Genomic DNA, 21651 nt, shown 5'->3' on the forward strand with positions numbered 1-21651 from the left:
TCATCAACACCAATGCAGGCTTTGCGCGCATGCTTGCTCCCATTCAAGCGCCAACTCGTTCTTGTACAAATCTCGTTGCCGCTAGCTCCGCCAGCGGCTGGCGCAAATTCTAGGCACGCGCCCACTGGCAATGGCGCGCAGTGCGCTCGATCAACCGACGTGCAAATTCCTAAAAACGTCGAGATAGCGCCGGGCCGCAGCATCCCACCCAAAGCGCTGGCGCATGCCGGTGTCGCGCACCTGGGCCCAGGCGTCGGGCTGCTGCCACAGGGCAAAGGCGCGGCGCAGGGCGCGGCGGTAGGCGTCGGTGTGGAAGCCGTCGAAGACGAAGCCGGTGGCGTGCTTGCTGGCCATGTCTTCAAGGGTGCAATCGACCACGGTGTCAGCGAGGCCGCCGACGCGGTGGACCAAGGGCAGCGCGCCGTAGGCCAGGCCGTAGAGCTGGGTCAGGCCACAGGGCTCGAAGCGGCTGGGGACAAGGACGATGTCGGCGCCGGCAAAGATGCGGTGGGCCAGGCGCTCGTCCATGCCGGTGCGGTGGGCGACCTGCAGCGGGTGGCGGGCAGCGGCGTGGTTGAAGGCGGCGTCGAGACGCGCGTCTCCGGCACCCAGCACGATGAGCTGGCCGCCGCCGTCGAGCAGGTCTTGCAGCGCGTCCACGACGAGGGGCAGGCCCTTCTGTTCGGTCAGGCGGCTGACGATGGCGAAGAGCGGTGCTGTAGGGTCCTGCGCAAGGCCATGCGCCTTTTGCAGGGCGGCCTTGCAGGCGGCTTTGCCCGCCGGGTTGGCGGCGTCGTAGGTCTGGGCGAGGTAGGCGTCGGTGGCGGGGTTCCACACGGCGCCATCCACGCCATTGAGGATGCCATGCAGGCTTTGGCTGCGGCTGCGCAGCAGGCCGTCGAGCCCGCAGCCCTGCTCGGCGCCCTGGATCTCATGCGCGTAGGTGGGGCTGACGGTGGTGATGGCGTCGGCGAACTGCAGGCCGGCCTTCATGAAGCTCACCTGGCCGTAGAACTCGACGCCCTCGACGGCCCAGAAGTGCGGCGGCAGGCCGAGCTCGTTGAACACGCCCGCGCCGAAGGTGCCCTGGTAGGCGAGGTTGTGAATGGTGAAGACGCTGCGCGCCTGGGTGCGCCGGCGCTGGCGGCTGGCGGCGACCTGGGCGGGCGCGAGGCCGGCGTGCCAGTCGTGTGCGTGGACGACATCGGGCCGCCAGTCGGGGTCCAGGCCCTCGGCCAGGCGCGCGGCGGCGAGGCCGAGCAGCGCGAACCGGCGGTGGTTGTCAGCGTAGGGGATGTGGCCTTCGTCGTGGTACGGGTTGCCGGGCCGGTCATACAGCTCGGGCGCCTCGATCACATAGGCAGGGATGCCGTCGAAGCCTGGCAGGCTGCCGCGCAGCAGGGTGGCGCGGCCTTCGCCCCAAGGGTAGCCAAGCGGGCCCACCGGGGTCTCGCGCTGCAGCGCCTGACGGATGGCCGGAAAGCCCGGCAGCAGCAACCGCAAGGCCGCGCCCTGGGCTTGCAGCGCGGCCGGCAAGGCGCCGGCAACGTCGGCCAGGCCACCGGTTTTGAGAAGCGGAAACAGCTCCGCCGTGACTTGGAGAACCTGGGTCACCACTGAAGAAGACTCGACTGAGGGGCCGGCGCTCAAAGGCGCGCCAGCATGGGCTTGGTGATGAGCGTGACGCCCTGCTCCGTGCGTTCAAAACGCTGCGCATCCAGCTCGGGGTTCTCGCCCACGACGAGGCCTTCTGGAATCTCGCAGGCGCGGTCGACGATGACCTTGGTGAGCCGGCAATGCCGCCCCACCGTGACGCCCGGCAACAGCACCGATTGGTGGATGTTGCAGAAGGAATTGATGCGCACGTTGTTGAACAGCACCGACTGCACGACGTGCGAGCCCGACACGATGCAGCCCGCGCTGACGATGGCATTCACCGTCATGCCGTGCATGCCATTGGCATCAGGGATGAACTTGGCCGGCGGCAACTGGCGCTGGTAGGTCCAGATGGGCCAGTCGGTGTCGTAGATGTCGAGTTCGGGGCTGATGGACGCGAGGTCGAGGTTGGCGGCCCAGAAGGCGTCGAGCGTCCCGACGTCACGCCAGTAGGGCGGCGTGCCATTGGGGTTGTGGATCACGCTCAGCGCAAAGGGGTGCGCCACGGCACGGCCCTCGGCCACGGTCTTGGGGATCACGTCCTTGCCGAAATCGTGGCTGGAGTCGGGGTCGGCCAGGTCCTCTTCGAGCAGGCGGTAGAGGTAGTCGGAATTGAAGATGTAGATGCCCATGCTCGCGAGCGAAGACTCGGGCTTGCCGGGCATGGCGGGCGGGTCGGCGGGCTTCTCCTGGAAGGCGGTGATGCGGCGTTCTTCGTCCACGGCCATCACGCCAAAGGCCGAGGCCTCGGCGCGCGGCACCTCGATGCAGCCCACCGTGCAACCCGCGCCCTTGGCGACGTGGTCGGCCAGCATCACCGAGTAGTCCATCTTGTAGACGTGGTCCCCGGCCAGCACCACGATGTATTCGGCATTGGTGCTCTGGACGATGTCGAGGTTCTGGTAGACGGCATCGGCGGTGCCGCGGTACCAGTGCTCTTCGTCGACGCGCTGCTGCGCGGGCATCAGGTCCACCGTCTCGTTCAGCTCGGCCCGCAAGAAGCCCCAGCCGCGCTGGATGTGGCGCAGGAGCGAGTGGCTCTTGTACTGGGTCACCACGCCGATGCGGCGGATGCCGGAGTTGACGCAGTTGGACAGGGCGAAGTCGATGATGCGGAACTTGCCGCCGAAGTACACGGCGGGCTTGGCGCGCGCGTCGGTCAGTTGCTTGAGGCGCGAGCCTCGGCCGCCGGCCAGGACCAGGGCGATGGCTCGGCGGGCGAGCTGATGGGGCACGGGGGACACGGGAGGCGGCATGAAAGAGAGCTCCTTGTTATCTGCCGAAACCACTGACTGGGGCGCGACTACGGGGGTATTTCAAGAGCTGTGCCAACTCCCGGCCTTGATGCAGGTCAGCCTGCAAGCCGAAGGCCGGCGGACAATGCAAAGCTTCTCATTTGCATTTGCCAGGCTCCATGTCGCCCAGCCTACCACCGCCCATGAACGTGGCCTCACTCCCCGTGAAGGGGCGTGGCATCGTGCGCGCCATCCATGCGCCCGAAGGCCAGGCTGCCCTGGTGCAACAACTCGGGGATCTGGGCTTCCTGCAGGGTGAGGCGGTCACCGTCCTGCGGCATGGCTGGCTGGGCGGAGACCCGATTTTGGTGCGCGTGGGCGGCGCCACCTATGCGCTGCGCCGCGCTGAGGCGCAATGCATCGAAGTGGAGCAGGCTGCATGACGGCCGAGGCCATCGTCCACATGCAGCGCGGCCACGGCCCGCTGCTGGCCCTGGTGGGCAACCCCAACTGCGGCAAGACCGCCCTCTTCAACCGCCTGACTGGCAGCCGCCAGAAGGTGGCCAACTACGCGGGCGTGACCGTGGAGCGCAAGGAGGGCCGCATGGCGACCACCGCCGGCCGCAGCCTGCGCCTGCTGGACCTGCCCGGCACCTACAGCCTGCACCCCCGCTCGCCCGACGAGCGCGTGACGCGCGACGTGCTGACCGGCCACGCGGCTGGCGAGCGACGGCCCGATGTGGCGCTGTGCGTCGTCAATGCCACCCACCTGCGACGCCACCTGCGCCTGGTGCTGGCCGTGCAACGCCTCGGCCTGCCGGTGGTGGTGGTGCTCAACATGATCGACATCGCCCAGCGGCGCGGCCTGCGGGTGGACGCCGAGGCGCTGTCGCGCGAGCTGGGCGTGCCGGTGATTGCCACCGTGGCGACCAAGGGCCTGGGGCTGGACGAGCTGCGCGCCGCGCTGGATGAGCCGGGGCTGTGGGAGCGCTCGGCCCGCGCCGTGGCTGCTGCGCCGGCCCCGGCCGGCTCACCCGAAGACCGGCACGATGCCGAGCGCGTGCACGACCTGCTGGACCGGCTGGGTATGGCGGCCGAGCACCCGGCCCAGTTGGAGGACCGCGTGGACGCCGTGCTGCTGCACCGCGTAGCGGGGCCGCTGCTGCTGGCGGCGTTGCTCTTCCTGATGTTCCAGGCCGTGTTTGCCTGGGCGCAGGCGCCCATGGACGCCATCAAGGAGGCGACTGAATGGCTGGGCACGGCCGTGGGCCAGCTGCTGGCCAGCAGCGTGCTTGACGGCTGGCCGCGCAGCCTGCTGGTGGACGGCGTGATTGCGGGCGCGGGCGGCGTGGTGGTCTTCCTGCCGCAGATCGTGATCCTGTTCTTCTTCATCCTCGTGCTGGAGGAGTCGGGCTATCTGCCGCGCGCGGCCTTTTTGCTGGACCGCATCATGGGCAGCGTGGGGCTGTCGGGGCGGTCCTTCATCCCCCTGCTGTCCAGCTTTGCCTGCGCCATCCCCGGCATCATGGCCACGCGCACCATCGCCAATCCGCGCGACCGCCGCATCACCATGCTGATCGCGCCCTTGATGACCTGCTCGGCCCGGCTGCCGGTGTACGCGCTCTTGATCGGCGCCTTCATCCCGCGCCGCGAGGTGGGCGGCTTCGAGCTGCAGGGGCTGGTGCTGTTTGGCCTCTATGTGGCCGGCATCGTCAGCGCTTTTGTCGTGGCCTGGGTGCTCAAGCGCTTCACGCAGGGCGCGCAGATCCGCACCCTGATGATGGAGCTGCCCAACTACCACTGGCCCGATCCGCGCTCTATCGCCATCGGCCTGTGGCAGCGGGTGGTGATCTTCATGCGGCGCGTGGGCGGCGTGATCCTGACCATGACCATCCTGCTGTGGTTCCTGGCCAGCTTCCCCGGCGCCCCTGAAGGCGCCACGGCGCCGGCCATCGAGTACAGCTTTGCCGGTCGCATCGGGGCTTTGCTGGCGCATGTGTTTGCGCCGCTGGGCTTCAACTGGCAGATCAGCATCGCCCTGGTGCCCGGCATGGCGGCGCGCGAGGTGATGGTCAGCTCGCTGGGCACCGTGTACGCACTCTCAGCCACCGGCGAAGAGGCTGCGCAGGCCTTGATGCCGGTGCTGGCCCAGGCTTGGAGCCTGCCCACGGCGCTGGCCTTGCTGGCCTGGTTTGTGTTTGCGCCGCAGTGCCTCTCGACCCTGGCAACGGTGAAGCGCGAAACCGGTGGCTGGAAGATGCCCGCGCTGATGGCCGGCTATCTGTTTGCGCTGGCCTACGGGGCCGCCTTCATCACCTACCGCGTGGCCTCAGCCTTGCTCTGACCGGCGCCGCTCGCTCTCGTACAGGCAGATCGCTGCAGCGGCGGCGACGTTGAGCGATTCCTCGCCGCCCGGCTGCGGGATGCTGACGGTGAGCGGGCAGCGCGCCAGCAGCGCGTCGGACACGCCCTGCCCTTCATGCCCCATGACCCAGGCGCATGGGCTGGGCAGGGCCGCGCGGTGCAGCGGCGCCATGGCATGCGAGCTGGTGGCCACCAGGGGCACGCGCAGGGCATCCAGGTCCTCAAGCGCCAGGCCTTCAATCAGCTGCAAGCCGAAATGCGCCCCCATGCCGGCGCGCAGCACCTTGGGGCTCCAGAGCGCCGCCGTGCCCTTGAGCGCCAGCACCTGGCGCACACCAAAGGCCGCAGCGCTGCGCAGGATGGCGCCGACGTTGCCGGCGTCCTGCAAACGGTCCAGCACCACGCTGGCTGCGTCGGGCAGCAGCGCGGGCGCTGCGGGTAGGGTGAACTCGGCGCCCAGCAGCGCGGGGGATTCGAGCGTGCTGAGTGGTTTGAACAGCTCGGCCGGCACCACCAGGGCCTTGGCGGCACCTTCGGCCAGGGCGAGCAGCTCGGGGCGCGCGGCGGCAGCTTCGGTCAGCACGACGAGGCTGGGCGTCCAGCCCCGCTGGCGCGCGGCGCGCAGCAGGTGGTCGCCCTCGACCCACAGGCTGCCGAGCTTGCGATAGGCGCTGGCGTCACCCGCGAGCTTGCGCAGGCGCACGAGGTTGGGGTTGTCGCGCGAGCTGACGTGGATGGGGTTCATCGCTTGGGCTCCCGTGCTGACTCTCTCACCGGCGCAAAGCTCAGGCGGTGCCAGGGACTGGGACCATGCTCGCGCAGCGCAGCCAGATGCTCGGGCGTGGGGTAGCCCTTGTGGCCGTCGAAACCATACACCGGATGGCTCTCGTGCATCACCAGGCACTGCCGGTCGCGCGTCACCTTGGCCAGGATGCTGGCCGCTGAGATGGCGGGCACCTTGGCATCGCCCTTGACGATGGCCTCGGCCGGCATGGGCAGCTTGGGCAGTCGGTTGCCGTCCACCTGCACCAGGGTGGGCTTGAGGCGCAGGCCGGCCACCGCCCGTTGCATGGCGAGCAAGGTGGCCTGAAGGATGTTGAGCTGGTCGATCTCGGCCGGGCTGGCCTCGGCGATGCAGAAGCACAGGGCCTTGGCGCGGATCTCGTCGAAGAGCCGCTCGCGCTTGGCCGCCGTGAGCACCTTGGAATCGGCCAGGCCCTGGATGGGCTGCAACTCGTCCAGGATGACCGCAGCCGCCACCACAGGGCCCGCCAGCGGCCCCCGGCCGGCCTCGTCCACCCCAGCCATCAGGCCAGGGCCATCGAGCAGGCCCAGGGCCATTTGCTCAGGCGTGGCCAAGGACTTGCGCGATGGCATGGGCGGCCTGCGTGGCGGTGTCGCGCCGCAGCAGTTCGTGCTGTTGAACAAAGGCCGCGTGCAGGCGCGCGCGGCGCGGTGCATCAGCCAGCAGGCTCTCGGCCTCGCGGACGAGGTTCTCGGGCGTGCAGGCGTCCTGCACCAGCTCGGGGACCAGGAACTCGCGGGCAATGATGTTGGGCAGGCCGATCCAGGGCTGCAGGGCCTTGCCCTTCATGCGCCAGTGGTTGAGGGCATGCAGCTTGTAGGCGATCACCATCGGCCGCTTGAAGAGCGCGGCCTCCAGCGCCGCCGTGCCGCTGGCCACCAGGGTCAGATCGCAGGCGGCCAGCACGGTATGCGACTGGCCATCAACGAGCTGAATGGGCGCGTCTCCCACCAGGGGCTCGACCAGGGGCCGCAAGCCCGGCGCCACCGGCAGCACGAAGCGGCGACCCGGCTGCTGCAGGCGGCGTGCCGCGGCAATCAGTGGGGGCGCGATGTAGCGGATCTCGCTCTTGCGGCTGCCGGGCAGCAGGGCGATCACGGTGTCGTCGGCGGCCAGCCCCAGGGCCGCGCGCGCAGCCTCGCGTGGGGGCTCCATCGGGATCGCATCGGCCAGCGGGTGGCCCACATAGCTGGCCGCAATGCCACCGCGCTGCAGGATCTCGGGCTCCCAAGGGAAGAGGCAGAGCACATGGTCAGCAGCGGCGCGGATCTTCTCGATGCGCTCGGGCCGCCAGGCCCAGATCGAGGGGCAGACGAAGTGCACGGTCTTGAGCCCCGCCGCGCGCAAACGCGCTTCGAGCCCGAAGTTGAAGTCGGGCGCATCGATGCCGATGAACACATCCGGCCGCTCGGCAAGCAACCGGTTGCCCAGCTGCTTGCGAATGGACAGCAGCTCGCGCAGGTTCAGCAGCGCATCCACATAGCCGAACACCGAGAGCTTGCTGCTCGGCCACCAGGCCTCGAAACCCTGGGCCTGCATCTTGGGGCCACCAATGCCCTGGGCCCGCAAGCCCGGCCAGCGGGACTGGAGGCCTTGCAGCAGCAGGCTGGCCAGCAGATCCCCGCTGGCCTCGCCCGCGACCATGCCTAGGCGCGGCTGCATGGGGTCAGCGGACGATGCCGTATTTGGCGGCGGTGACGAAATTCAACAGCACGTCAATGTCGCCATCAGCGACGCCGCCCTCGCTGCCCCGCAACGCCTCGATGGCGGCCTTGGCCTCATCGAGCGAATGCCCGCTGCGGTAGAGCAGCTTGTGCATCTGGCGAATGACGCCGATGCGCTCGGCCGAGAAATCGCGCCGCTTGAGGCCGACAACATTGACGGCCCGCACGGCGAGGGGGTTGCCGTCCACGGTCATGAAGGGCGGCACGTCCTGCGCCACATGGGCCTGGAAGCCGACCATCGCATGGGCGCCAATGCGCATGCGCTGCAGCACGCCGGTGAGGCCGCCCACGGTGGCCCAATCCTCGACGACGACGTGGCCCGCGAGCGTGGCGTTGTTGGCCATCACCACCTGGTTGCCGATCTGCACGTCGTGCGCGACGTGGCAGTAGGCCATGATCCAGTTGTCGTTGCCGATGGTGGTCTCGCCACGGTCCTGGACGGTGCCCACATTGAGCGTGCAGAACTCGCGGATGGTGTTGCGGTCGCCGATGACCAGGGTTGTCGGCTCGCCCGCGTACTTCTTGTCCTGGTTGGCGGCGCCGACGGAGTTGAACTGGAAGATGCGGTTGTCGCGCCCGATCGTGGTGTGCCCCTCGATCACGCAATGCGGCCCGACCGTGGTGCCGGCACCGATCTTCACGTGCGGCCCGATCAGCGTGTAGGCGCCAACCTCGACGCTGTCATGCAGCTCGGCCCCGGGCTCGATGATGGCGGTGGGGTGGATCTTGGACATCTGCCGAGATCAGCCTTCCAAACGGCGCATGGTGCACATCAGCTCAGCCTCGGCCACGACCTGATCACCGACCAGGCCCCGTGCGGCGAACTTGTAGATGCCGGCCTTGCCTCGGCCCAGGGTCACGTCGAGGACGAGTTGGTCGCCCGGCTCGACGGGCCGCTTGAAGCGGGCTGCATCGACACCGGCGAAGTACACGACGGACTTGTCGTCGAGCACGATGTCCATGCTCTCGATGGCCAGCAGCGTAGCGGCCTGGGCCATCGCTTCGAGGATGAGCACGCCGGGCATCACGGGCCGGTGCGGGAAGTGGCCGACGAAGAAGGGCTCATTGATCGAGACGTTCTTGATCGCGCGGATGCGCTCGCCCTTGATCAACTCATCAACCCGGTCCACGAGCAGGAAGGGGTAGCGGTGCGGCAGGCGCTTGAGGATGTCGTGGATGTTCATGGTGCAGGTGTTTTGTTGCTGTGCGGCGCCGCCTCCAGGGTGCGGACGCGATCTCGGAGCTGATGCAGACGCCTCAGGGTGGCAGCGTTCTTTTCCCAGCTGGCATTGTCTTCAAAGGGATAGACGCCGGTGTAGAGGCCCGGCTCGCTGATCGAGCGCGTGATCAAGGTGCAGGCCGAGACATGGACCTTGTCGGCGATGGTCAGGTGCCCCACGATGTTGGCCGCGCCAGCGATGGTGCAGTAGGCCCCGATGCGCGTGCTGCCGGCAATGGCCGTGCAGCCGGCAATGGCGGTGTGGCGACCGATGTGCACGTTGTGGGCGATCTGGATCAGGTTGTCGAGCTTGACGCCGTCTTCGAGCACGGTGTCGCCCAGCGCACCGCGGTCGATACAGGTATTGGCGCCGATCTCGACGTCGTTGCCGATGCGCACGGCGCCCAGCTGCTCGATCTTGACGTAGCCCTCGGGCGACGGCGCAAAGCCAAAGCCATCGGCCCCGATGACGGCGCCGCTATGGACGATGCAACGCTCGCCGATCTGGCAATCGAAGCTGACCACCACCCGAGGCGCCAGCCGCGTGCCGGCGCCGATCTGGGCGTTGCGGCCGACAAAACTGCCGGCTCCGATCTGCACGCCATCACCGATCCGCGCGCCGGACTCGATCACGGCCTGCGGCCCGATGAGCACACCGTCGCCCAGCACGGCATCCTCGGCCACGACGGCACTGGGGTGCACGCCTGTGGCTGCAGCAGGGCGCACGCGTCCAGCCCACCACTGCGTGAGCCGAGCGAAGTAGCGGTAGGGGTCGGGCGTGACGATGGCAGCGCCACGCGCGCGCGCCGCATCCGCCGCCGCAGGCGCCACGATCACGCAGGCCGCTGCCGTGCTGGCCAGTTGGGCTTGGTACTTGGGATTGGCGAGGAAGCTGATGCTCGCGGCATCGGCCACGTCGAGCGGTGCAATGCGCTCGATGCGCGTTTCGGGCGCACCAAACAAATCGCCGCCCAAGGCGGCGATCAGCTCTCCAAGCGTGGCGGGTGCCGGCTTCACGGCACGCGCCTTACTTCTGCGCGTTGAGGGCGTCGAGCACCTTCTTGGTGATGTCGACGCGAGCGCTGAAGTGAATCGCATCCTGCAGGATGAGGTCGTACTTCTCGTTGTCGAAGATCTGCTTGATCACGCGGTTGGCCTTCTCGACCACAGCGGACAGTTCTTCATTGCGACGCTGGGTGACGTCTTCCTGGTACTCGCGGCGCTTGCGCTCAAGGTCGCGCTGCTGCTCCAGGAAATCGCGCTGGCGGCGGCTACGCTCGGCCTCGGACAAGGTCGGGGCGTCCTTCTCCAACTTCTCGGCCGTGGCGCGCAGCTTGTTGTCCAGCCCGACGAGATCCTTCTCGCGCTTGCCGAACTCGGCTTCCAGCTTGGTCTGTGCGGCCTTGGCGAGGTTGGACTCACGCAGCACGCGCTCGCTGTTGACGTAGCCGATCTTCAATTCCTGGGCTTGAACTGCCAGCGCCGGCATGGTCAAGGCTGCAGCCAAGGCAGCCACTTTCACAAACTTGCTGATCATCAGAATGCAGTCCCGACTTGGAATTGGAAACGTTCGATTCTATCGCCCGGCTGCTTGCGGATCGGCGTGCCATAGCTGAGGCGCAGCGGGCCCATGGGCGAGATCCAGGAGATGCCGACACCGGCCGAGGCCCGAATGCTGTCGGTAGTGATCTTATCTTTCGGGCCCCAGATGTTGCCGGCATCGGCGAACAGGAAGAGGCGGAAGCTCTTGTCATTGCCCGAGCCCGGCACGGGCAGGTAGAGCTCGGCATTGATGTTGGCGCGGCGGTTGCCGCCAAAGTAGGCGCCGTTGATGTCCACCGGGCCGAGCGAGCCGGACTCGAACACGCGCACCGAGCCCAGACCACCCCCGTAGAAGTGCTTGAAGATCGGGTACGGGCGGCCGCCCAGGCCGAAGCCCCAGCCCAACTCGCTGTTCACGCCCAGCGAGATCTTGTTGGTGATGTCGATGTACTGCTGCAGTTGGACGTTGGCGCGCCCGAAGCGGGCATCACCCAGCGGGGAGAGTTCGACGTTGACGCGCTTGAAGCTGCCCTTGGTCGGGGTGATGACGCTGTCACGCGTGTCGCGCGACCAGCCAATGGTCAGCGGCACGGAGTCGCTCTTCTCGCCGAACTGCTGGCGGTAGAGGAAGTAGCTGTTGGGCAGGCCGCGCGTCGTGGTGATCTTGGTCTGCTCGTAGCCGATACCGAAGAAGACGGTGTCGTCCTCAGAGTAGGGCACACCAAAGCGCAAGGCGCCGCCCTGGGTGATGAACTCGAAGGGGTCGCCGAGCGTGTTGTAGGGCTTGTTGGTGCGGTAGAAGGCTTCGATGGAGCGCGAGACGCCGTCCACCGTGAAGTACGGGTCCACGGTGCTGACCTGGAACACGCGGCCGGTGCGCGCGGTCGAGATGTCAACGCCCAGGTAGTGGCCGGAGCCGAACACGTTGTCCTGCCGCAGCGAGCCCTGGAAGGACAGCTTGGTGTAGCTGGAGTAGCCAGCACCCACGCTGATGGAGCCGGTCGGGTTCTCGACCACGGTCAACACCAGGTCAACCTGGTCAGGTGCGCCGGGCACCTCCTGGGTCTCGATGTTGACTTCCTTCTCCTTGAAGTAGCCGAGACGCTCGACCCGCTTCTGGGAGGCCTTGATCTTTTCGCCGTCGTACCAGGCGGACTCGAACTGGCGGAACTCGCGGCGGATGACTTCGTCCCGCGTGCGGGTGTTGCCCGAGATGATGACCTTGCGCACGTAGACGCGTCGGTTCGGCTCGCCCACCAGGGTGATCACGGCCTGGGCGTTGGCTCGGTCGATCTCGGGCCGGCTGTCGGCGCGGGCGAAGGCGTAGCCGAAGCCGCCGTAGTAGTCGGTGAAGGCCCGCGTGGTCTGCACGACCAGCTCGCCGTTGTAGGACTGGCCGGGCTTGAGCTTGATGAGGTGCTTGAACTCGTCCTCGCGCCCGAGGTAGTCGCCCTCCAGCTTCACGCCGGTGACCGTGTAAGGCTGGCCCTCACTCACGGTGATGGCGATGCTGATGTTCTGTTTGTCGGGCGAGATCGTGACCTGGGTCGAGGTGACGGCGAACTCCAGGTAGCCACGATTGCGGTAGTAGCTTCCGAGGGTTTCCAGGTCGGCGTTGAGCTTGGCGCGCGAGTAGCGGTCGGTCTTGGTGTACCAGGTCAGCCAGCCGGAGGTGGTCTGCTCGAAGAGACCCAGCAGGGTGCTCTCGGAGAACACCTTGTTGCCGACGATGCGGATGTCCTTGATGCGGGCCGGTTCGCCTTCGGTCACGTTGAAGCTGACGTTGACGCGGTTGCGCTCGATCGGGGTGATCGTCGTCGTCACCTCAGCGCCGTAGAGGCTGCGGGTCAGGTACTGGCGCTTGAGCTCCTGCTCGGCGCGGTCGGCCAAGGCCTTGTCGAAAGGCTTGCCTTCGCCGATGCCCACGTCCTTCAGCGACTTGGTCAGCGCCTCGTTGTCGAACTCCTTGAGCCCGACATAGGTCACGTTGGCGATGATGGGGCGCTCGTCAATGATCACCACGACGGAGCTGCCGTCGATGTTGATCTTGACGTCCTTGAAGAGGCCCGTGGCGAACAGGGCGCGCAGTGCGGCGGCGCCCTTTTCGTCGTTGTAGGTGTCGCCGATGCGGAAGGGCAGCGAGGCGAAGACGGTGCCGGGGTCGGTGCGCTGCAGGCCCTCGACGCGGATGTCTTTGAGCACGAAGGGATCGACGGCCCAGGCCGAGCTCGCATGGAGCAGCAGGCCGGCAAGTGTCAACGTCAGGAAAGTGGGGCGCAGACGCGCTCCGAAGCGAACAGGAGAGGACATCGATCAGTGCCAGCCCGCTAGGCGGGCCACGTCGTTGGAAAGGGCCAAGGCCATCATCAGCATCAGGATCAGCGCGCCGACGCGCTGGAGTTGCTGCTGCCACCATTCGGAGACGGGGCGGCCACTCAGACCCTCGAAAAGATGATACATGAGGTGTCCGCCATCGAGCATTGGCAGCGGGAGCAGGTTCAGCACCGCCAGGCTCAGGGAGATCTTGCCCAGGTAGTCGAAGAACGGCGCGAGGCCGGCACGCGCGGACTGGCCCGCATATTCGGCAATCGACAGCGGGCCGCTGAGGTTCTTGACCGAGGCTTCGCCGACCAGCATGCGCCCGATCATGCGGACCGTGAGCACGGCCAGGTTCCAGCTGTCCTGCGCGCCTTTGGCGACGCCGTCCAGCAGACCGTAGCTGACGCTGACACGCTCCGGTGCCGCGCCAATGCCGATCTCCAGCCGGGCAAACCGCTGGCCGTTCTCGGTCACCGCACGGGGCGTGGCGCCGAGCTCCAGCACCTGGCCGTGGCGCTCGATGCGCAGCAGCAGCGACTGGGGCGCCACGTCATCGATGGGTGCGGCCCGGATCAGGCTGCGCAGTTGCCCGGCGTCTTCGACGGCCCGGCCGTTGATGGCCAGCACACGGTCACCCGGCTGCAAGCCAGCCTGGGCGCCGGGGCCTTCCGGCTTGACGCTGCTCACCAGCGGCGCGGCGTAGGGCAGGATCCCGACCGACTGCAGCACGCGCGCGCCGATCGAGGCGTCGGCGGGGGCTGTCATGTCCAGGTGCAACCGGCGCTCACCGCGCCCCTGGCCATCCGTCACGTTGAGGTAGAGGTCCTCACGAAGCGCCTGGGCACGGGCCACAGCGTCCAGCAGTTCGGGCAGGCCGCGCACCTCATCCCAGCTTTGACCGTCGGAAGAAACGGCATGCACCCAGTCGCCCGACCGGATGCCCGCCCGCTCAGCCGCTGTGGCGGGCACAGGCGTGCCGAGCACGGCCTTGGGCACGTCGGCGCCCATCCAGGCGACGAGGGTGAACATCAGGATGGCGACCAACCAGTTCACCACCGGCCCGGCCGCAACGATGGCGGCGCGCTGCCGCAGCGGGCGTTGGTTGAAGGCATGCTGGCGCTCGGTAGGGCTGACGGGGCCATCGCGCTCGTCGAGCATGCGCACATAGCCACCCAACGGCAGCATGGCGAGCGTGAACTCCGTGCCGTCGCGCCCGACGCGGCGCCACAGCACGCGCCCGAATCCGACCGAGAAGCGCAGCACCTTGACGCCGCAAGCCCGCGCCATGCGGAAGTGCCCCCACTCATGCACGGCGATCAGGAAGGCGACCGCGAGCAAAAAGGGTGGCAGGTCGGCCGGGCTCATAGCAACTCGCGCGCCTTGGTGCGGGCCCGGGCGTCCAGGTCGAGCAAGGCCTCGATGCTGCCGCAGTCGCCGGGCACGATGCTGTCCAGGCAGGCGCGGTTCAGCGCATGGATGCGGTCGAAGCGCAGCCGGCCGCTCAGGAAGGCCTCGACCGCCACTTCATTGGCCGCGTTCAACACGGCGGTACTGCCCTCAGCGGCGCGCAGCGCCTGCCAGGACAGATGCAAGCCGGGAAAGCGGCGCTCGTCGGCCTCTTCAAAACTGAGTGCGGGCGTGCTGAGCAGGTCGAGCCGGCTGGCGCCAGACTCGACACGCTCAGGGAAAGACAGCCCATAGGCGATGGGCACCCGCATATCGGGCGTGCCCAGTTGCGCCAGCACCGACTGGTCGCGGCAGACCACCATCGAGTGGATGATGCTCTGCGGGTGGATCAGCACCTTGATCTGCTCGGGCGCAAGACCGAAGAGCCAGCGCGCCTCGATGACTTCGAGCGCCTTGTTCATCATGGTGGCCGAGTCCACCGAAATCTTGCGGCCCATGACCCAATTCGGGTGGGCGCAGGCTTGGTCGGGCGTCACGTCGCCCAGGGTTGCCGGGTCGCGGGTGCGGAAGGGCCCACCCGATGCGGTGAGCACGATGTGGTCGATGCGCGCGTGCCAGGTGCTGCGATCTTCCGGCAGGCACTGGAAGATGGCCGAGTGCTCGCTGTCGATGGGCAGCAAGGTGGCGCCGCCCTCCTCCACCGCGCGCATGAAGAGCGCGCCCCCGAGCACGATGGCCTCCTTGTTGGCCAGCAGCAGGCGCTTGCCGGCGCGTGCGGCGGCCATGGCAGGCGCCAGGCCGGCAGCGCCGACGATGGCGGCCATCACCGTGTCCACCTCGGGGTGTGCAGCGACCTCGGCCAGCGCCTCAGCGCCGTCCAGCACCTCGGTCGCGCAGCCAGCCTCTCGCAACTGCGCACGCAGTTGCGCGGCTGCCGCACGGTCGGGCATCACGGCAAAACGCGGGCGCCAGGTCAGGCACTGTGCGGCCAGCGCATCGACGCGGCTCATGGCCGACAGCGCGACGACCTCGTAGCGATCCGGGTGCCGGGCGATCACGTCCAGCGTGTTGACGCCGATGGAGCCAGTGGACCCCAGCACGCAGACGCGTTGCAGGGAACTCATGCGTGGCTGGCCAGCGCCAGAGCGAGCGGGAAGACGGGCAGCAGCGCGTCGATGCGATCGAGCACGCCACCATGGCCGGGCAGCAGCCCGCTGCTGTCCTTGGCACCTGCAGCGCGCTTGATCAAGGACTCGAAGAGGTCGCCCACGACGCTCATCGCCGCCAGGAAGAGCACGGCCAAGAGGCTGGTGGCACCCAGTTGCCGCACCAGGCGCGTGTACAGGCTGGCGCTGTCCACCGGCAGGCGCACGTCAATGATGTGCACCCACACAAAGCCGAGCACCAGCACACCCACCATGCCCGTCCAGACGCCTTCCCAGCTCTTGCCGGGGCTGATGCCGGGCGCCAGCTTGCGCTTGCCGAACGCGCGCCCGCCGGCGTAGGCAGCGATGTCGGCCATCCAGACCAGGCAGAAGATGGAGAGCAGGAAATTGGTGCCCACGGCCTTGGCCTGCACGATGGCGATCCACGCGCCCCACAGCAGCACGGCGCCCAGCGCAATGCGCAGGGCGGGCGCCATGCGCGGCCAGCCCGTCGGGCCCTGGCGCAGGGCCCAGGCGCCACCCAGCACCCAGGCGCCGCCGGCCAGCCACCACACGGCCGGCGGCGGCGCGGTGATGCCCAGGGTCAGCAAGGTCGCCACGCAGGCGCCGCCAAGCAGCACACCCCCCGCCAACGCGCCCGACCCAGGCAGGCCGTTAAGCCTGCACCACTCCCAACCTGCGGCCGCCATCATCAGCACCGTGACCCAGGCGAAGGGCCAGGGCGATGCCGCAAAGATCTCGGGCAGCAGCACCGCCAGCAGCACCACGGCCGTGAGGATGCGGGTCTTGAGCATCAGCTGGCGTCCTTGACGCCGCCAAAGCGCCGGTCGCGGGCGTGGAACTCGGCAATCGCGGCATCGAGTTCCTTCTCGCCGAACTCGGGCCACAGACAGTCGGAGAAGACGAACTCGGTGTACGCCACCTGCCACAGCAGGAAGTTGCTGATGCGCACCTCGCCCCCGGTGCGGATGAAGAGGTCGGGGTCAGGCGCAAAGGCCATGGCCGTGTACTCGGACAGCTTGGCCTCGGTCAGTTCGTCGGCCGGCACGCCAGCGGCAATCGCCTTGCGCGCCGCCTGCACGATGTCCCAGCGGCCGCCGTAGTTGAAGGCGACGGACAGCGTGAGCTTGGTGTTGTGCGCGGTGGCTGACTCGGCTTCGTTCCAGGCCTGGCGCAGCTTGTCGGACACCGATTCGCGGTCGCCAACGATGCGGATGCGCACGCCCAGCTGGCCCATCTTGGCCAGGTAGCGCGACACCGCCGCCAGCACCAGGCCCATCAGGCCCGAGACCTCGTCCTGCGGGCGGCGCCAGTTCTCGCTGGAGAAGGCGAACACGGTGAGGTACTCGACCTTGCGGTCGATGCAGGCCTGAACGACCTTGACCAGCGCGTCCACGCCCTGCTTGTGGCCGAAGAAGCGCGGCAGAAAGCGCTTCTTGGCCCAGCGGCCATTGCCGTCCATGACCACCGCGATGTGACGCGGCGGCGTGAGCTGTTCGGAGCCCGGCACGGTCGTGCTGCCGCGCATCAAACGGCGAGGATCTCGGCTTCCTTGGCCGCGATCAGCTTGTCGATCTCGGTGATGACCCGGTCGGTCAGCTTCTGGACTTCATCAAGGCTGCGGCGCTCTTCGTCTTCGCCGATTTCCTTGTCCTTCAGCAGCTTCTTGGCTTGGTCGTTGGCGTCACGGCGCAGATTGCGCACAGCCACCTTGGCGTCTTCGCCCGCATTGCGCACGACCTTGGTCAGGTCCTTGCGGCGCTCTTCGGTCAGCGGCGGCATCGGCACGCGGATCAGGTCGCCCTGGGCCGAGGGGTTGAGGCCGAGGTCGCTCTCGCGGATGGCCTTCTCGATCTTGGCGCCCATACCCTTTTCCCAGGGCTGGACGGAGATGGTGCGGGCATCTAGCAGGCTGACGTTGGCGACCTGCGAAATCGGCACCGGCGAGCCGTAGTAGTCGACATGCACCTGGTCCAGGATGCCGGGGTGAGCACGCCCGGTGCGGATCTTGTGCAGCTCGTTCTTGAGGGCCTCGACCGACTTGGCCATGCGGCCCTCGGCGTTCTTCTTGATGTCAGCAGTGCTCATCGCAGTTCTCTCGTCAAACGTGGACCAGGGTGCCTTCGTCTTCACCCTGCACGACGCGCTTGAGCGCGCCAGCCTTGAAGATACTGAACACCTTGATCGGCAGCTTTTGGTCACGGCAGAGCGCAAACGCGGCGCCGTCCATCACCTGCAGGTTCTTGGAAATGGCTTCGTCGAAAGTGATGCTGGCGTAGCGCGTGGCGCTGGGGTCCTTCTTGGGGTCGGCCGTGTAGACACCGTCCACCTTGGTGGCCTTGAGCACGATCTGGGCGCCCACCTCGGCCCCGCGCAGGGCGGCGGCCGTATCGGTGGTGAAGAAGGGGTTGCCGGTGCCAGCGGCGAAGACGACGACCTTGCCCTCTTCGAGGTACTGCAGGGCCTTGGGGCGCACATAGGGCTCAACCACCTGCTCGATACCGATGGCGCTCATCACGCGGGCCGTCATGCCCTCCTGGCGCATGGTGTCAGCCAGCGCGAGCGAGTTCATCACCGTGGCCAGCATGCCCATGTAGTCAGCCGTCGCGCGGTCCATGCCGACCGAACCGCCAGCCACGCCGCGGAAGATGTTGCCGCCGCCAATCACGACGGCCACTTCCACGCCCAGCTCGGTCACCTCACGGACCTCTTGCACCATGCGCACGATGGTGGCTCGGTTGATGCCATAGGCGTCGTCGCCCATCAGGGCTTCGCCGGAGAGTTTGAGCAGGATGCGTTTGTACGCGGGCATGGATTCCTCGGGTGTGACAGTCGGCGAAACGGGCAGAAGTTTAAAGGGCGCCTCGGTGGTGTGCCGGGCGCCCTTGCAAGGAGTCAAGGATCTTTACTGACCCTTGGCGGCGGCCACCTGGGCAGCCACCTCGGCGGCAAAGTCGTCTTGCTTCTTCTCGATGCCTTCACCCACCACGTAGAGGGTGAAGTGCTTCACCGTGGTGGCCTTTTGCTTGAGCATCTGGCCCACGGTCTGCTTGCCGTCGGCAGCCTTGACGAAGACTTGGTCAAGCAGCGAGACCTCCTTGAGGAACTTCTGCACCGAGCCTTCCACCATCTTGGCAACGATGTCGGCCGGCTTGCCGGACTCGGCAGCCTTCTGTTCGGCCAGCGAGCGCTCCTTGGCGATCAGCTCGGCCGACACGCCCGAGGCGTCGATGGCCTGGACACGGGTGCCCTTGGTCGAAGCGGCAATTTGCATGGCCACGTCCTTGGCGGCGACATCGTCACCAGCGTACTCGACCAGCACGCCAATGCCCGTGCCGTGCAGGTACTGGGCCAGGGTGGTGTTGGCGTAGCGGTGGAAGCGGCGGATGCTCATGTTCTCGCCGATCTTGCCAACCAGACCCTTGCGCACGTCCTCAACGGTCGGGCCAAAGCCTTCTTGGCTCAGCGGCAGGGCCGACAGCGCAGCCACGTCGGCGGGGTTGTGCTCGGCCACCAGACCAGCCAGTGCGCCCACGAAGGCCTTGAAAGCGTCGTTCTTGGAGACGAAGTCAGTCTCGCAGTTGACCTCGATCAGCGCGCCGTTGCCGCCGACGACGGCCGAAGCCACCATGCCTTCGGCGGTGATGCGCGACGCGGCCTTGCCGGCCTTGTTGCCCAGCTTGACGCGCAGGATCTCTTCCGCGCGGGTCAGGTCGCCCTCCGCCTCGGTCAGCGCCTTCTTGCACTCCATCATCGGGGCGTCGGTGCGGGCGCGCAGCTCGGCCACCATGCTTGCGGTGATTGCAGCCATGTGTCTCTCTCCAGGGGAATCAGGTTGGACAAAAGGGGCTTTCTCAAGCCCCTTTTTGATGGTGAGGGGAAGGGCTCAGGCCTCTTCGGAGACCTCGACGTACTCTTCGCCAGCCGGGGCCACGGCCGCCAGCACGTCGGCGGTAGCGTTGGCCTTGCCTTCGAGCACGGCATCAGCGATGGCGCGGGCGTAGAGGGCCACGGCCTTGGCCGAGTCGTCGTTGCCGGGGATCACGTAGTCGATGCCCAGGGGCGAGTGGTTGGTGTCCACCACGCCGATGACGGGGATGCCGAGCTTCTTGGCTTCAGCCACGGCGATCTTGTGATAGCCGACGTCGATCACGAAGATGGCATCAGGCAGCGCGCTCATGTCCTGGATGCCGCCGATGTTCTTTTCGAGCTTGGCGACTTCGCGTTGGAACATCAGGGCTTCCTTCTTGATCGCGGGCTGGGTGCCGGCGTCGATCTGGGCCTGCATGTCCTTCAGGTTCTTCAGCGAGGTCTTGACCGTCTTGAAGTTGGTCAGCATGCCGCCCAGCCAGCGCTGGTCCACAAAAGGCATGCCGGCGCGCTGGGCTTCAGCGGCGATCACCTCACGGGCCTGGCGCTTGGTGCCGACCATCAGGATGGTGCCGCGCTTGGCCGCGAGTTGGCGGATGAACTTGGTGGCCTCGTTGAACGCGGGCAGCGTCTTCTCGAGGTTGATGATGTGGATCTTGTTGCGATGGCCGTAGATATACGGGGCCATCTTGGGATTCCAGAAGCGGGTTTGGTGGCCGAAATGGACGCCGGCTTCCAGCATCTCGCGCATCGTGACAGACATGGGTCTTCTCCGAAGGTTGGTTCTAAAATCCGGCCCGAATCGCATGCCTAGCAGACCCATTCAAGGCCTGCAGCAACGACGACACCTTTGGGGGCCGGTTTGCGATTTCGCTGCCCCGACTGAGACAGCGGCTTGACCAGAGGATGCACCCCCGGCAAAACCCGCAGAGTATACACAGAAGATGACGCGCCAGCGGCCCGCCCCTCCCCCTTTCGAACTCGCCCACGCCTTCGAACGCCTCCATCAGCGCCCTCACCTCGGCCAGGCCGGCTTGGCGCGCCTGCCCGCGCCATGAGCGGCGCCCTCGCAAGCGGCCAGCGCGTGGCCGTGGTGGGCGCGGGTCTGGCGGGCGTCTGCACAGCCTGGGAGCTGGCGCAACGGGGCTGCGCGGTCACGGTCTTCGAGCGCAGCGGCAGCATCGCGGAACGCGCCAGCTTTGCCGGCGCAGCCGTCACCTTGCCGGCGGCGCCCGGCCTGCTGCCGGCGCAGCCCAAGAGCTCGCTGGCCTGGCGTTGGCAGCAATGGCGCGCCAACCGGCAGGGCTCGGGCGGCTTCCCCGCCGCGTGGACGGCCCTCAGCCTCGCCGGCCTGGAGACGCTGGCGAGCTTGCGACGCGAGCTGAGCCTGGAGGACGAATCCCACCCCGGTTTGCTGGTGCTGGCGGCATCGAGCAGCGAACACAAAGCGCTGGAGGCCCATGCCTCGGCGTGGGCCGAACTGGGCGTCGCCGCCACCTGGCTGAATGCCGAATCCGCACGCCGGCTCGAACCGGGCCTGGCCCGCGATGCCAAGCTCGCAGGCGCCCTCGCCGTGGCGGCGGCCGGTGCCGGCAATGGCCGCCTGTTTGCACAAGCCCTGCGCGGCCACGCGCAGCGCGCGGGCGTGAACTTCCGCTTCCACACCACGGTCGAAGGCCTGGCTGGCGGCACACCGGTCCAACTCCGCCACCGATACGACCCGCCACCAGAGCCCGCGACGGGCGTGCGCCAGCGCCGGGACGCCGCCGACACGCTGTCCGCACCGCCGGGCGAGCAAGTCGAAGACTTTGAGGCCGTGGTGCTGTGCGCCGGCAGCGAGGGTCTGCGCCTCGCGGGCCTGACCACGCCCATGGCACTGTGGCGCGAACTGTCGGTCACCTTGCCCCTCAGGGTGCTGGAGGCGCACCCGGAGCTGGGGCCGCAATCGGCGGTGATCGATGCCGCGCGTGGCTGTGCGATCGCGCGCATCGGGCAGCGCGTTCGCGTGGCGGGCCGGCACGCGCTGGTGAGTGCCTCCGAGCGCGCGCCCGGCCCTGAGGACTTTGAACTGCTGCACCGCGCACTGCAGGCCTGGTTTCCCGGCAGCGGTCAGCACGCGCAAGCGGTGCATTGGCACGGTGTCCGCGCGGTCGTGCCCGACGGTGCCCCGCTGCTGGGGCGCACGGCGCAGACGGGCATCTGGCTGCACAACGCAGCCACCGACTGGGGCTGGGGCTTTGCCTGCGGCGCGGCGGCGTATCTGGCCGACAGCATCGTGGGCCGCACGTCAGCCGTTGATGCCGCTGCACTGGACGTCCAGCGCCTGCGCTGAGAAGCTGGGAGC

21 protein-coding genes are annotated in these 21651 nt (G+C 67.7%); 3 read left to right on the forward strand and 18 right to left on the reverse strand.

Annotated elements, in window-relative coordinates:
- Window positions 1-150: 150 nt before the first annotated feature.
- The gene (gene glgA / locus ABDJ85_RS15005) at window positions 151-1617 is read right to left on the reverse strand and encodes a glycogen synthase GlgA (RefSeq protein ID WP_347705599.1); all 1467 of its coding nucleotides are present in this window, start codon (window positions 1615-1617) and stop codon (window positions 151-153) included.
- 29 nt (window positions 1618-1646) lie between these two features.
- Entirely contained in the window at window positions 1647-2912 is a 1266-nt protein-coding gene (gene glgC / locus ABDJ85_RS15010; RefSeq protein ID WP_430765554.1) for a glucose-1-phosphate adenylyltransferase, read from the reverse strand.
- Window positions 2913-3100: 188 nt separating this feature from the next.
- Here glgC and ABDJ85_RS15015 point away from each other — a divergent pair, with 188 nt between their 5' ends.
- Entirely contained in the window at window positions 3101-3334 is a 234-nt protein-coding gene (locus ABDJ85_RS15015) for a FeoA family protein (RefSeq protein WP_347705601.1), read from the forward strand.
- Window positions 3331-5235 (forward strand): ferrous iron transporter B, encoded by a 1905-nt coding sequence (gene feoB, locus ABDJ85_RS15020; protein WP_347705602.1) that lies wholly within the window; start codon window positions 3331-3333, stop codon window positions 5233-5235. The genes ABDJ85_RS15015 and feoB overlap by 4 nt, the downstream gene beginning before the upstream one ends.
- On the opposite strand, the gene ABDJ85_RS15025 is transcribed toward feoB, so the two are convergent.
- The 16 genes from ABDJ85_RS15025 to rpsB all read right to left on the reverse strand — a co-directional run bounded on the left by ABDJ85_RS15025 (window position 5221) and on the right by rpsB (window position 20070).
- Entirely contained in the window at window positions 5221-6000 is a 780-nt protein-coding gene (locus tag ABDJ85_RS15025; RefSeq protein ID WP_347705603.1) for a TrmH family RNA methyltransferase, read from the reverse strand. The two genes, feoB and ABDJ85_RS15025, sit on opposite strands and share 15 nt — an antisense overlap.
- The gene (rnhB, locus tag ABDJ85_RS15030; RefSeq protein ID WP_347705604.1) at window positions 5997-6632 is read right to left on the reverse strand and encodes a ribonuclease HII; all 636 of its coding nucleotides are present in this window, start codon (window positions 6630-6632) and stop codon (window positions 5997-5999) included. The genes ABDJ85_RS15025 and rnhB overlap by 4 nt, the downstream gene beginning before the upstream one ends.
- Complete coding sequence (gene lpxB / locus ABDJ85_RS15035) at window positions 6601-7722, reverse strand: lipid-A-disaccharide synthase (RefSeq protein ID WP_347705605.1); 1122 nt, start codon at window positions 7720-7722, stop codon at window positions 6601-6603. The genes rnhB and lpxB overlap by 32 nt, the downstream gene beginning before the upstream one ends.
- Window positions 7723-7726: 4 nt before the next feature.
- Window positions 7727-8518: an acyl-ACP--UDP-N-acetylglucosamine O-acyltransferase gene (gene lpxA, locus ABDJ85_RS15040; RefSeq protein ID WP_347705606.1), complete on the reverse strand. Its 792-nt coding sequence runs from the start codon at window positions 8516-8518 to the stop codon at window positions 7727-7729.
- A gap of 9 nt (window positions 8519-8527) precedes the next feature.
- Window positions 8528-8968, reverse strand: coding sequence for a 3-hydroxyacyl-ACP dehydratase FabZ (fabZ, locus tag ABDJ85_RS15045; RefSeq protein ID WP_347705607.1), 441 nt, complete (start codon window positions 8966-8968; stop codon window positions 8528-8530).
- Window positions 8965-10020, reverse strand: a complete 1056-nt coding sequence (lpxD, locus tag ABDJ85_RS15050) for a UDP-3-O-(3-hydroxymyristoyl)glucosamine N-acyltransferase (protein ID WP_347705608.1) — start codon at window positions 10018-10020, stop codon at window positions 8965-8967. Before lpxD ends, fabZ begins: the two co-directional genes overlap by 4 nt.
- 10 nt (window positions 10021-10030) lie before the next feature.
- Window positions 10031-10540, reverse strand: a complete 510-nt coding sequence (locus tag ABDJ85_RS15055; RefSeq protein WP_347705609.1) for an OmpH/Skp family outer membrane protein — start codon at window positions 10538-10540, stop codon at window positions 10031-10033.
- A complete protein-coding gene (gene bamA, locus ABDJ85_RS15060) occupies window positions 10540-12855 on the reverse strand; it encodes an outer membrane protein assembly factor BamA (RefSeq protein ID WP_347705610.1) in 2316 nt (771 codons plus the stop codon). The genes ABDJ85_RS15055 and bamA overlap by 1 nt, the downstream gene beginning before the upstream one ends.
- A 3-nt stretch (window positions 12856-12858) precedes the next feature.
- Window positions 12859-14229, reverse strand: coding sequence for an RIP metalloprotease RseP (rseP, locus tag ABDJ85_RS15065; protein WP_347705611.1), 1371 nt, complete (start codon window positions 14227-14229; stop codon window positions 12859-12861).
- Entirely contained in the window at window positions 14226-15395 is a 1170-nt protein-coding gene (gene ispC / locus ABDJ85_RS15070) for a 1-deoxy-D-xylulose-5-phosphate reductoisomerase (RefSeq protein WP_347705612.1), read from the reverse strand. Before ispC ends, rseP begins: the two co-directional genes overlap by 4 nt.
- Window positions 15392-16231, reverse strand: coding sequence for a phosphatidate cytidylyltransferase (locus ABDJ85_RS15075; protein WP_347705613.1), 840 nt, complete (start codon window positions 16229-16231; stop codon window positions 15392-15394). Before ABDJ85_RS15075 ends, ispC begins: the two co-directional genes overlap by 4 nt.
- Window positions 16231-16965 (reverse strand): polyprenyl diphosphate synthase, encoded by a 735-nt coding sequence (uppS, locus tag ABDJ85_RS15080; RefSeq protein ID WP_347705614.1) that lies wholly within the window; start codon window positions 16963-16965, stop codon window positions 16231-16233. The genes ABDJ85_RS15075 and uppS overlap by 1 nt, the downstream gene beginning before the upstream one ends.
- A complete protein-coding gene (frr, locus tag ABDJ85_RS15085; RefSeq protein ID WP_347705615.1) occupies window positions 16965-17525 on the reverse strand; it encodes a ribosome recycling factor in 561 nt (186 codons plus the stop codon). The genes uppS and frr overlap by 1 nt, the downstream gene beginning before the upstream one ends.
- Before the next feature lie 13 nt (window positions 17526-17538).
- A complete protein-coding gene (gene pyrH / locus ABDJ85_RS15090) occupies window positions 17539-18249 on the reverse strand; it encodes a UMP kinase (protein WP_347705616.1) in 711 nt (236 codons plus the stop codon).
- Window positions 18250-18342: 93 nt separating this feature from the next.
- A complete protein-coding gene (tsf, locus tag ABDJ85_RS15095; RefSeq protein WP_347705617.1) occupies window positions 18343-19248 on the reverse strand; it encodes a translation elongation factor Ts in 906 nt (301 codons plus the stop codon).
- A 75-nt stretch (window positions 19249-19323) separates the two neighbouring features.
- Window positions 19324-20070: a 30S ribosomal protein S2 gene (gene rpsB, locus ABDJ85_RS15100; RefSeq protein ID WP_347705618.1), complete on the reverse strand. Its 747-nt coding sequence runs from the start codon at window positions 20068-20070 to the stop codon at window positions 19324-19326.
- Window positions 20071-20361: 291 nt separating this feature from the next.
- Between rpsB and ABDJ85_RS15105 the strand changes: the two genes are divergently transcribed.
- Window positions 20362-21639 carry an NAD(P)/FAD-dependent oxidoreductase gene (locus ABDJ85_RS15105; protein ID WP_347705619.1) on the forward strand — a complete coding sequence of 426 codons (1278 nt, stop codon included), beginning with the start codon at window positions 20362-20364 and terminating at the stop codon, window positions 21637-21639.
- Window positions 21640-21651: the final 12 nt, after the last annotated feature.

Source organism: Roseateles paludis (genome assembly GCF_039872745.1).
GTDB lineage: Bacteria > Pseudomonadota > Gammaproteobacteria > Burkholderiales > Burkholderiaceae_C > Pelomonas > Pelomonas paludis.

Bases quoted from the DNA above. Each gene is read 5' to 3' on its own strand.
- glgC (WP_430765554.1), bottom strand. From the start codon at position 2,912: ATGCCGCCTCCCGTGTCCCCCGTGCCCCATCAGCTCGCCCGCCGAGCC.
- feoB (WP_347705602.1), top strand. From the start codon at position 3,331: ATGACGGCCGAGGCCATCGTCCACATGCAGCGCGGCCACGGCCCGCTG.
- ABDJ85_RS15025 (WP_347705603.1), bottom strand. From the start codon at position 6,000: ATGAACCCCATCCACGTCAGCTCGCGCGACAACCCCAACCTCGTGCGC.
- rnhB (WP_347705604.1), bottom strand. From the start codon at position 6,632: ATGCCATCGCGCAAGTCCTTGGCCACGCCTGAGCAAATGGCCCTGGGC.
- lpxB (WP_347705605.1), bottom strand. From the start codon at position 7,722: ATGCAGCCGCGCCTAGGCATGGTCGCGGGCGAGGCCAGCGGGGATCTG.
- lpxA (WP_347705606.1), bottom strand. From the start codon at position 8,518: ATGTCCAAGATCCACCCCACCGCCATCATCGAGCCCGGGGCCGAGCTG.
- fabZ (WP_347705607.1), bottom strand. From the start codon at position 8,968: ATGAACATCCACGACATCCTCAAGCGCCTGCCGCACCGCTACCCCTTC.
- ABDJ85_RS15055 (WP_347705609.1), bottom strand. From the start codon at position 10,540: ATGATCAGCAAGTTTGTGAAAGTGGCTGCCTTGGCTGCAGCCTTGACC.
- bamA (WP_347705610.1), bottom strand. From the start codon at position 12,855: ATGTCCTCTCCTGTTCGCTTCGGAGCGCGTCTGCGCCCCACTTTCCTG.
- rseP (WP_347705611.1), bottom strand. From the start codon at position 14,229: ATGAGCCCGGCCGACCTGCCACCCTTTTTGCTCGCGGTCGCCTTCCTG.
- ispC (WP_347705612.1), bottom strand. From the start codon at position 15,395: ATGAGTTCCCTGCAACGCGTCTGCGTGCTGGGGTCCACTGGCTCCATC.
- ABDJ85_RS15075 (WP_347705613.1), bottom strand. From the start codon at position 16,231: ATGCTCAAGACCCGCATCCTCACGGCCGTGGTGCTGCTGGCGGTGCTG.
- uppS (WP_347705614.1), bottom strand. From the start codon at position 16,965: ATGCGCGGCAGCACGACCGTGCCGGGCTCCGAACAGCTCACGCCGCCG.
- frr (WP_347705615.1), bottom strand. From the start codon at position 17,525: ATGAGCACTGCTGACATCAAGAAGAACGCCGAGGGCCGCATGGCCAAG.
- pyrH (WP_347705616.1), bottom strand. From the start codon at position 18,249: ATGCCCGCGTACAAACGCATCCTGCTCAAACTCTCCGGCGAAGCCCTG.
- tsf (WP_347705617.1), bottom strand. From the start codon at position 19,248: ATGGCTGCAATCACCGCAAGCATGGTGGCCGAGCTGCGCGCCCGCACC.
- rpsB (WP_347705618.1), bottom strand. From the start codon at position 20,070: ATGTCTGTCACGATGCGCGAGATGCTGGAAGCCGGCGTCCATTTCGGC.
- ABDJ85_RS15105 (WP_347705619.1), top strand. From the start codon at position 20,362: ATGAGCGGCGCCCTCGCAAGCGGCCAGCGCGTGGCCGTGGTGGGCGCG.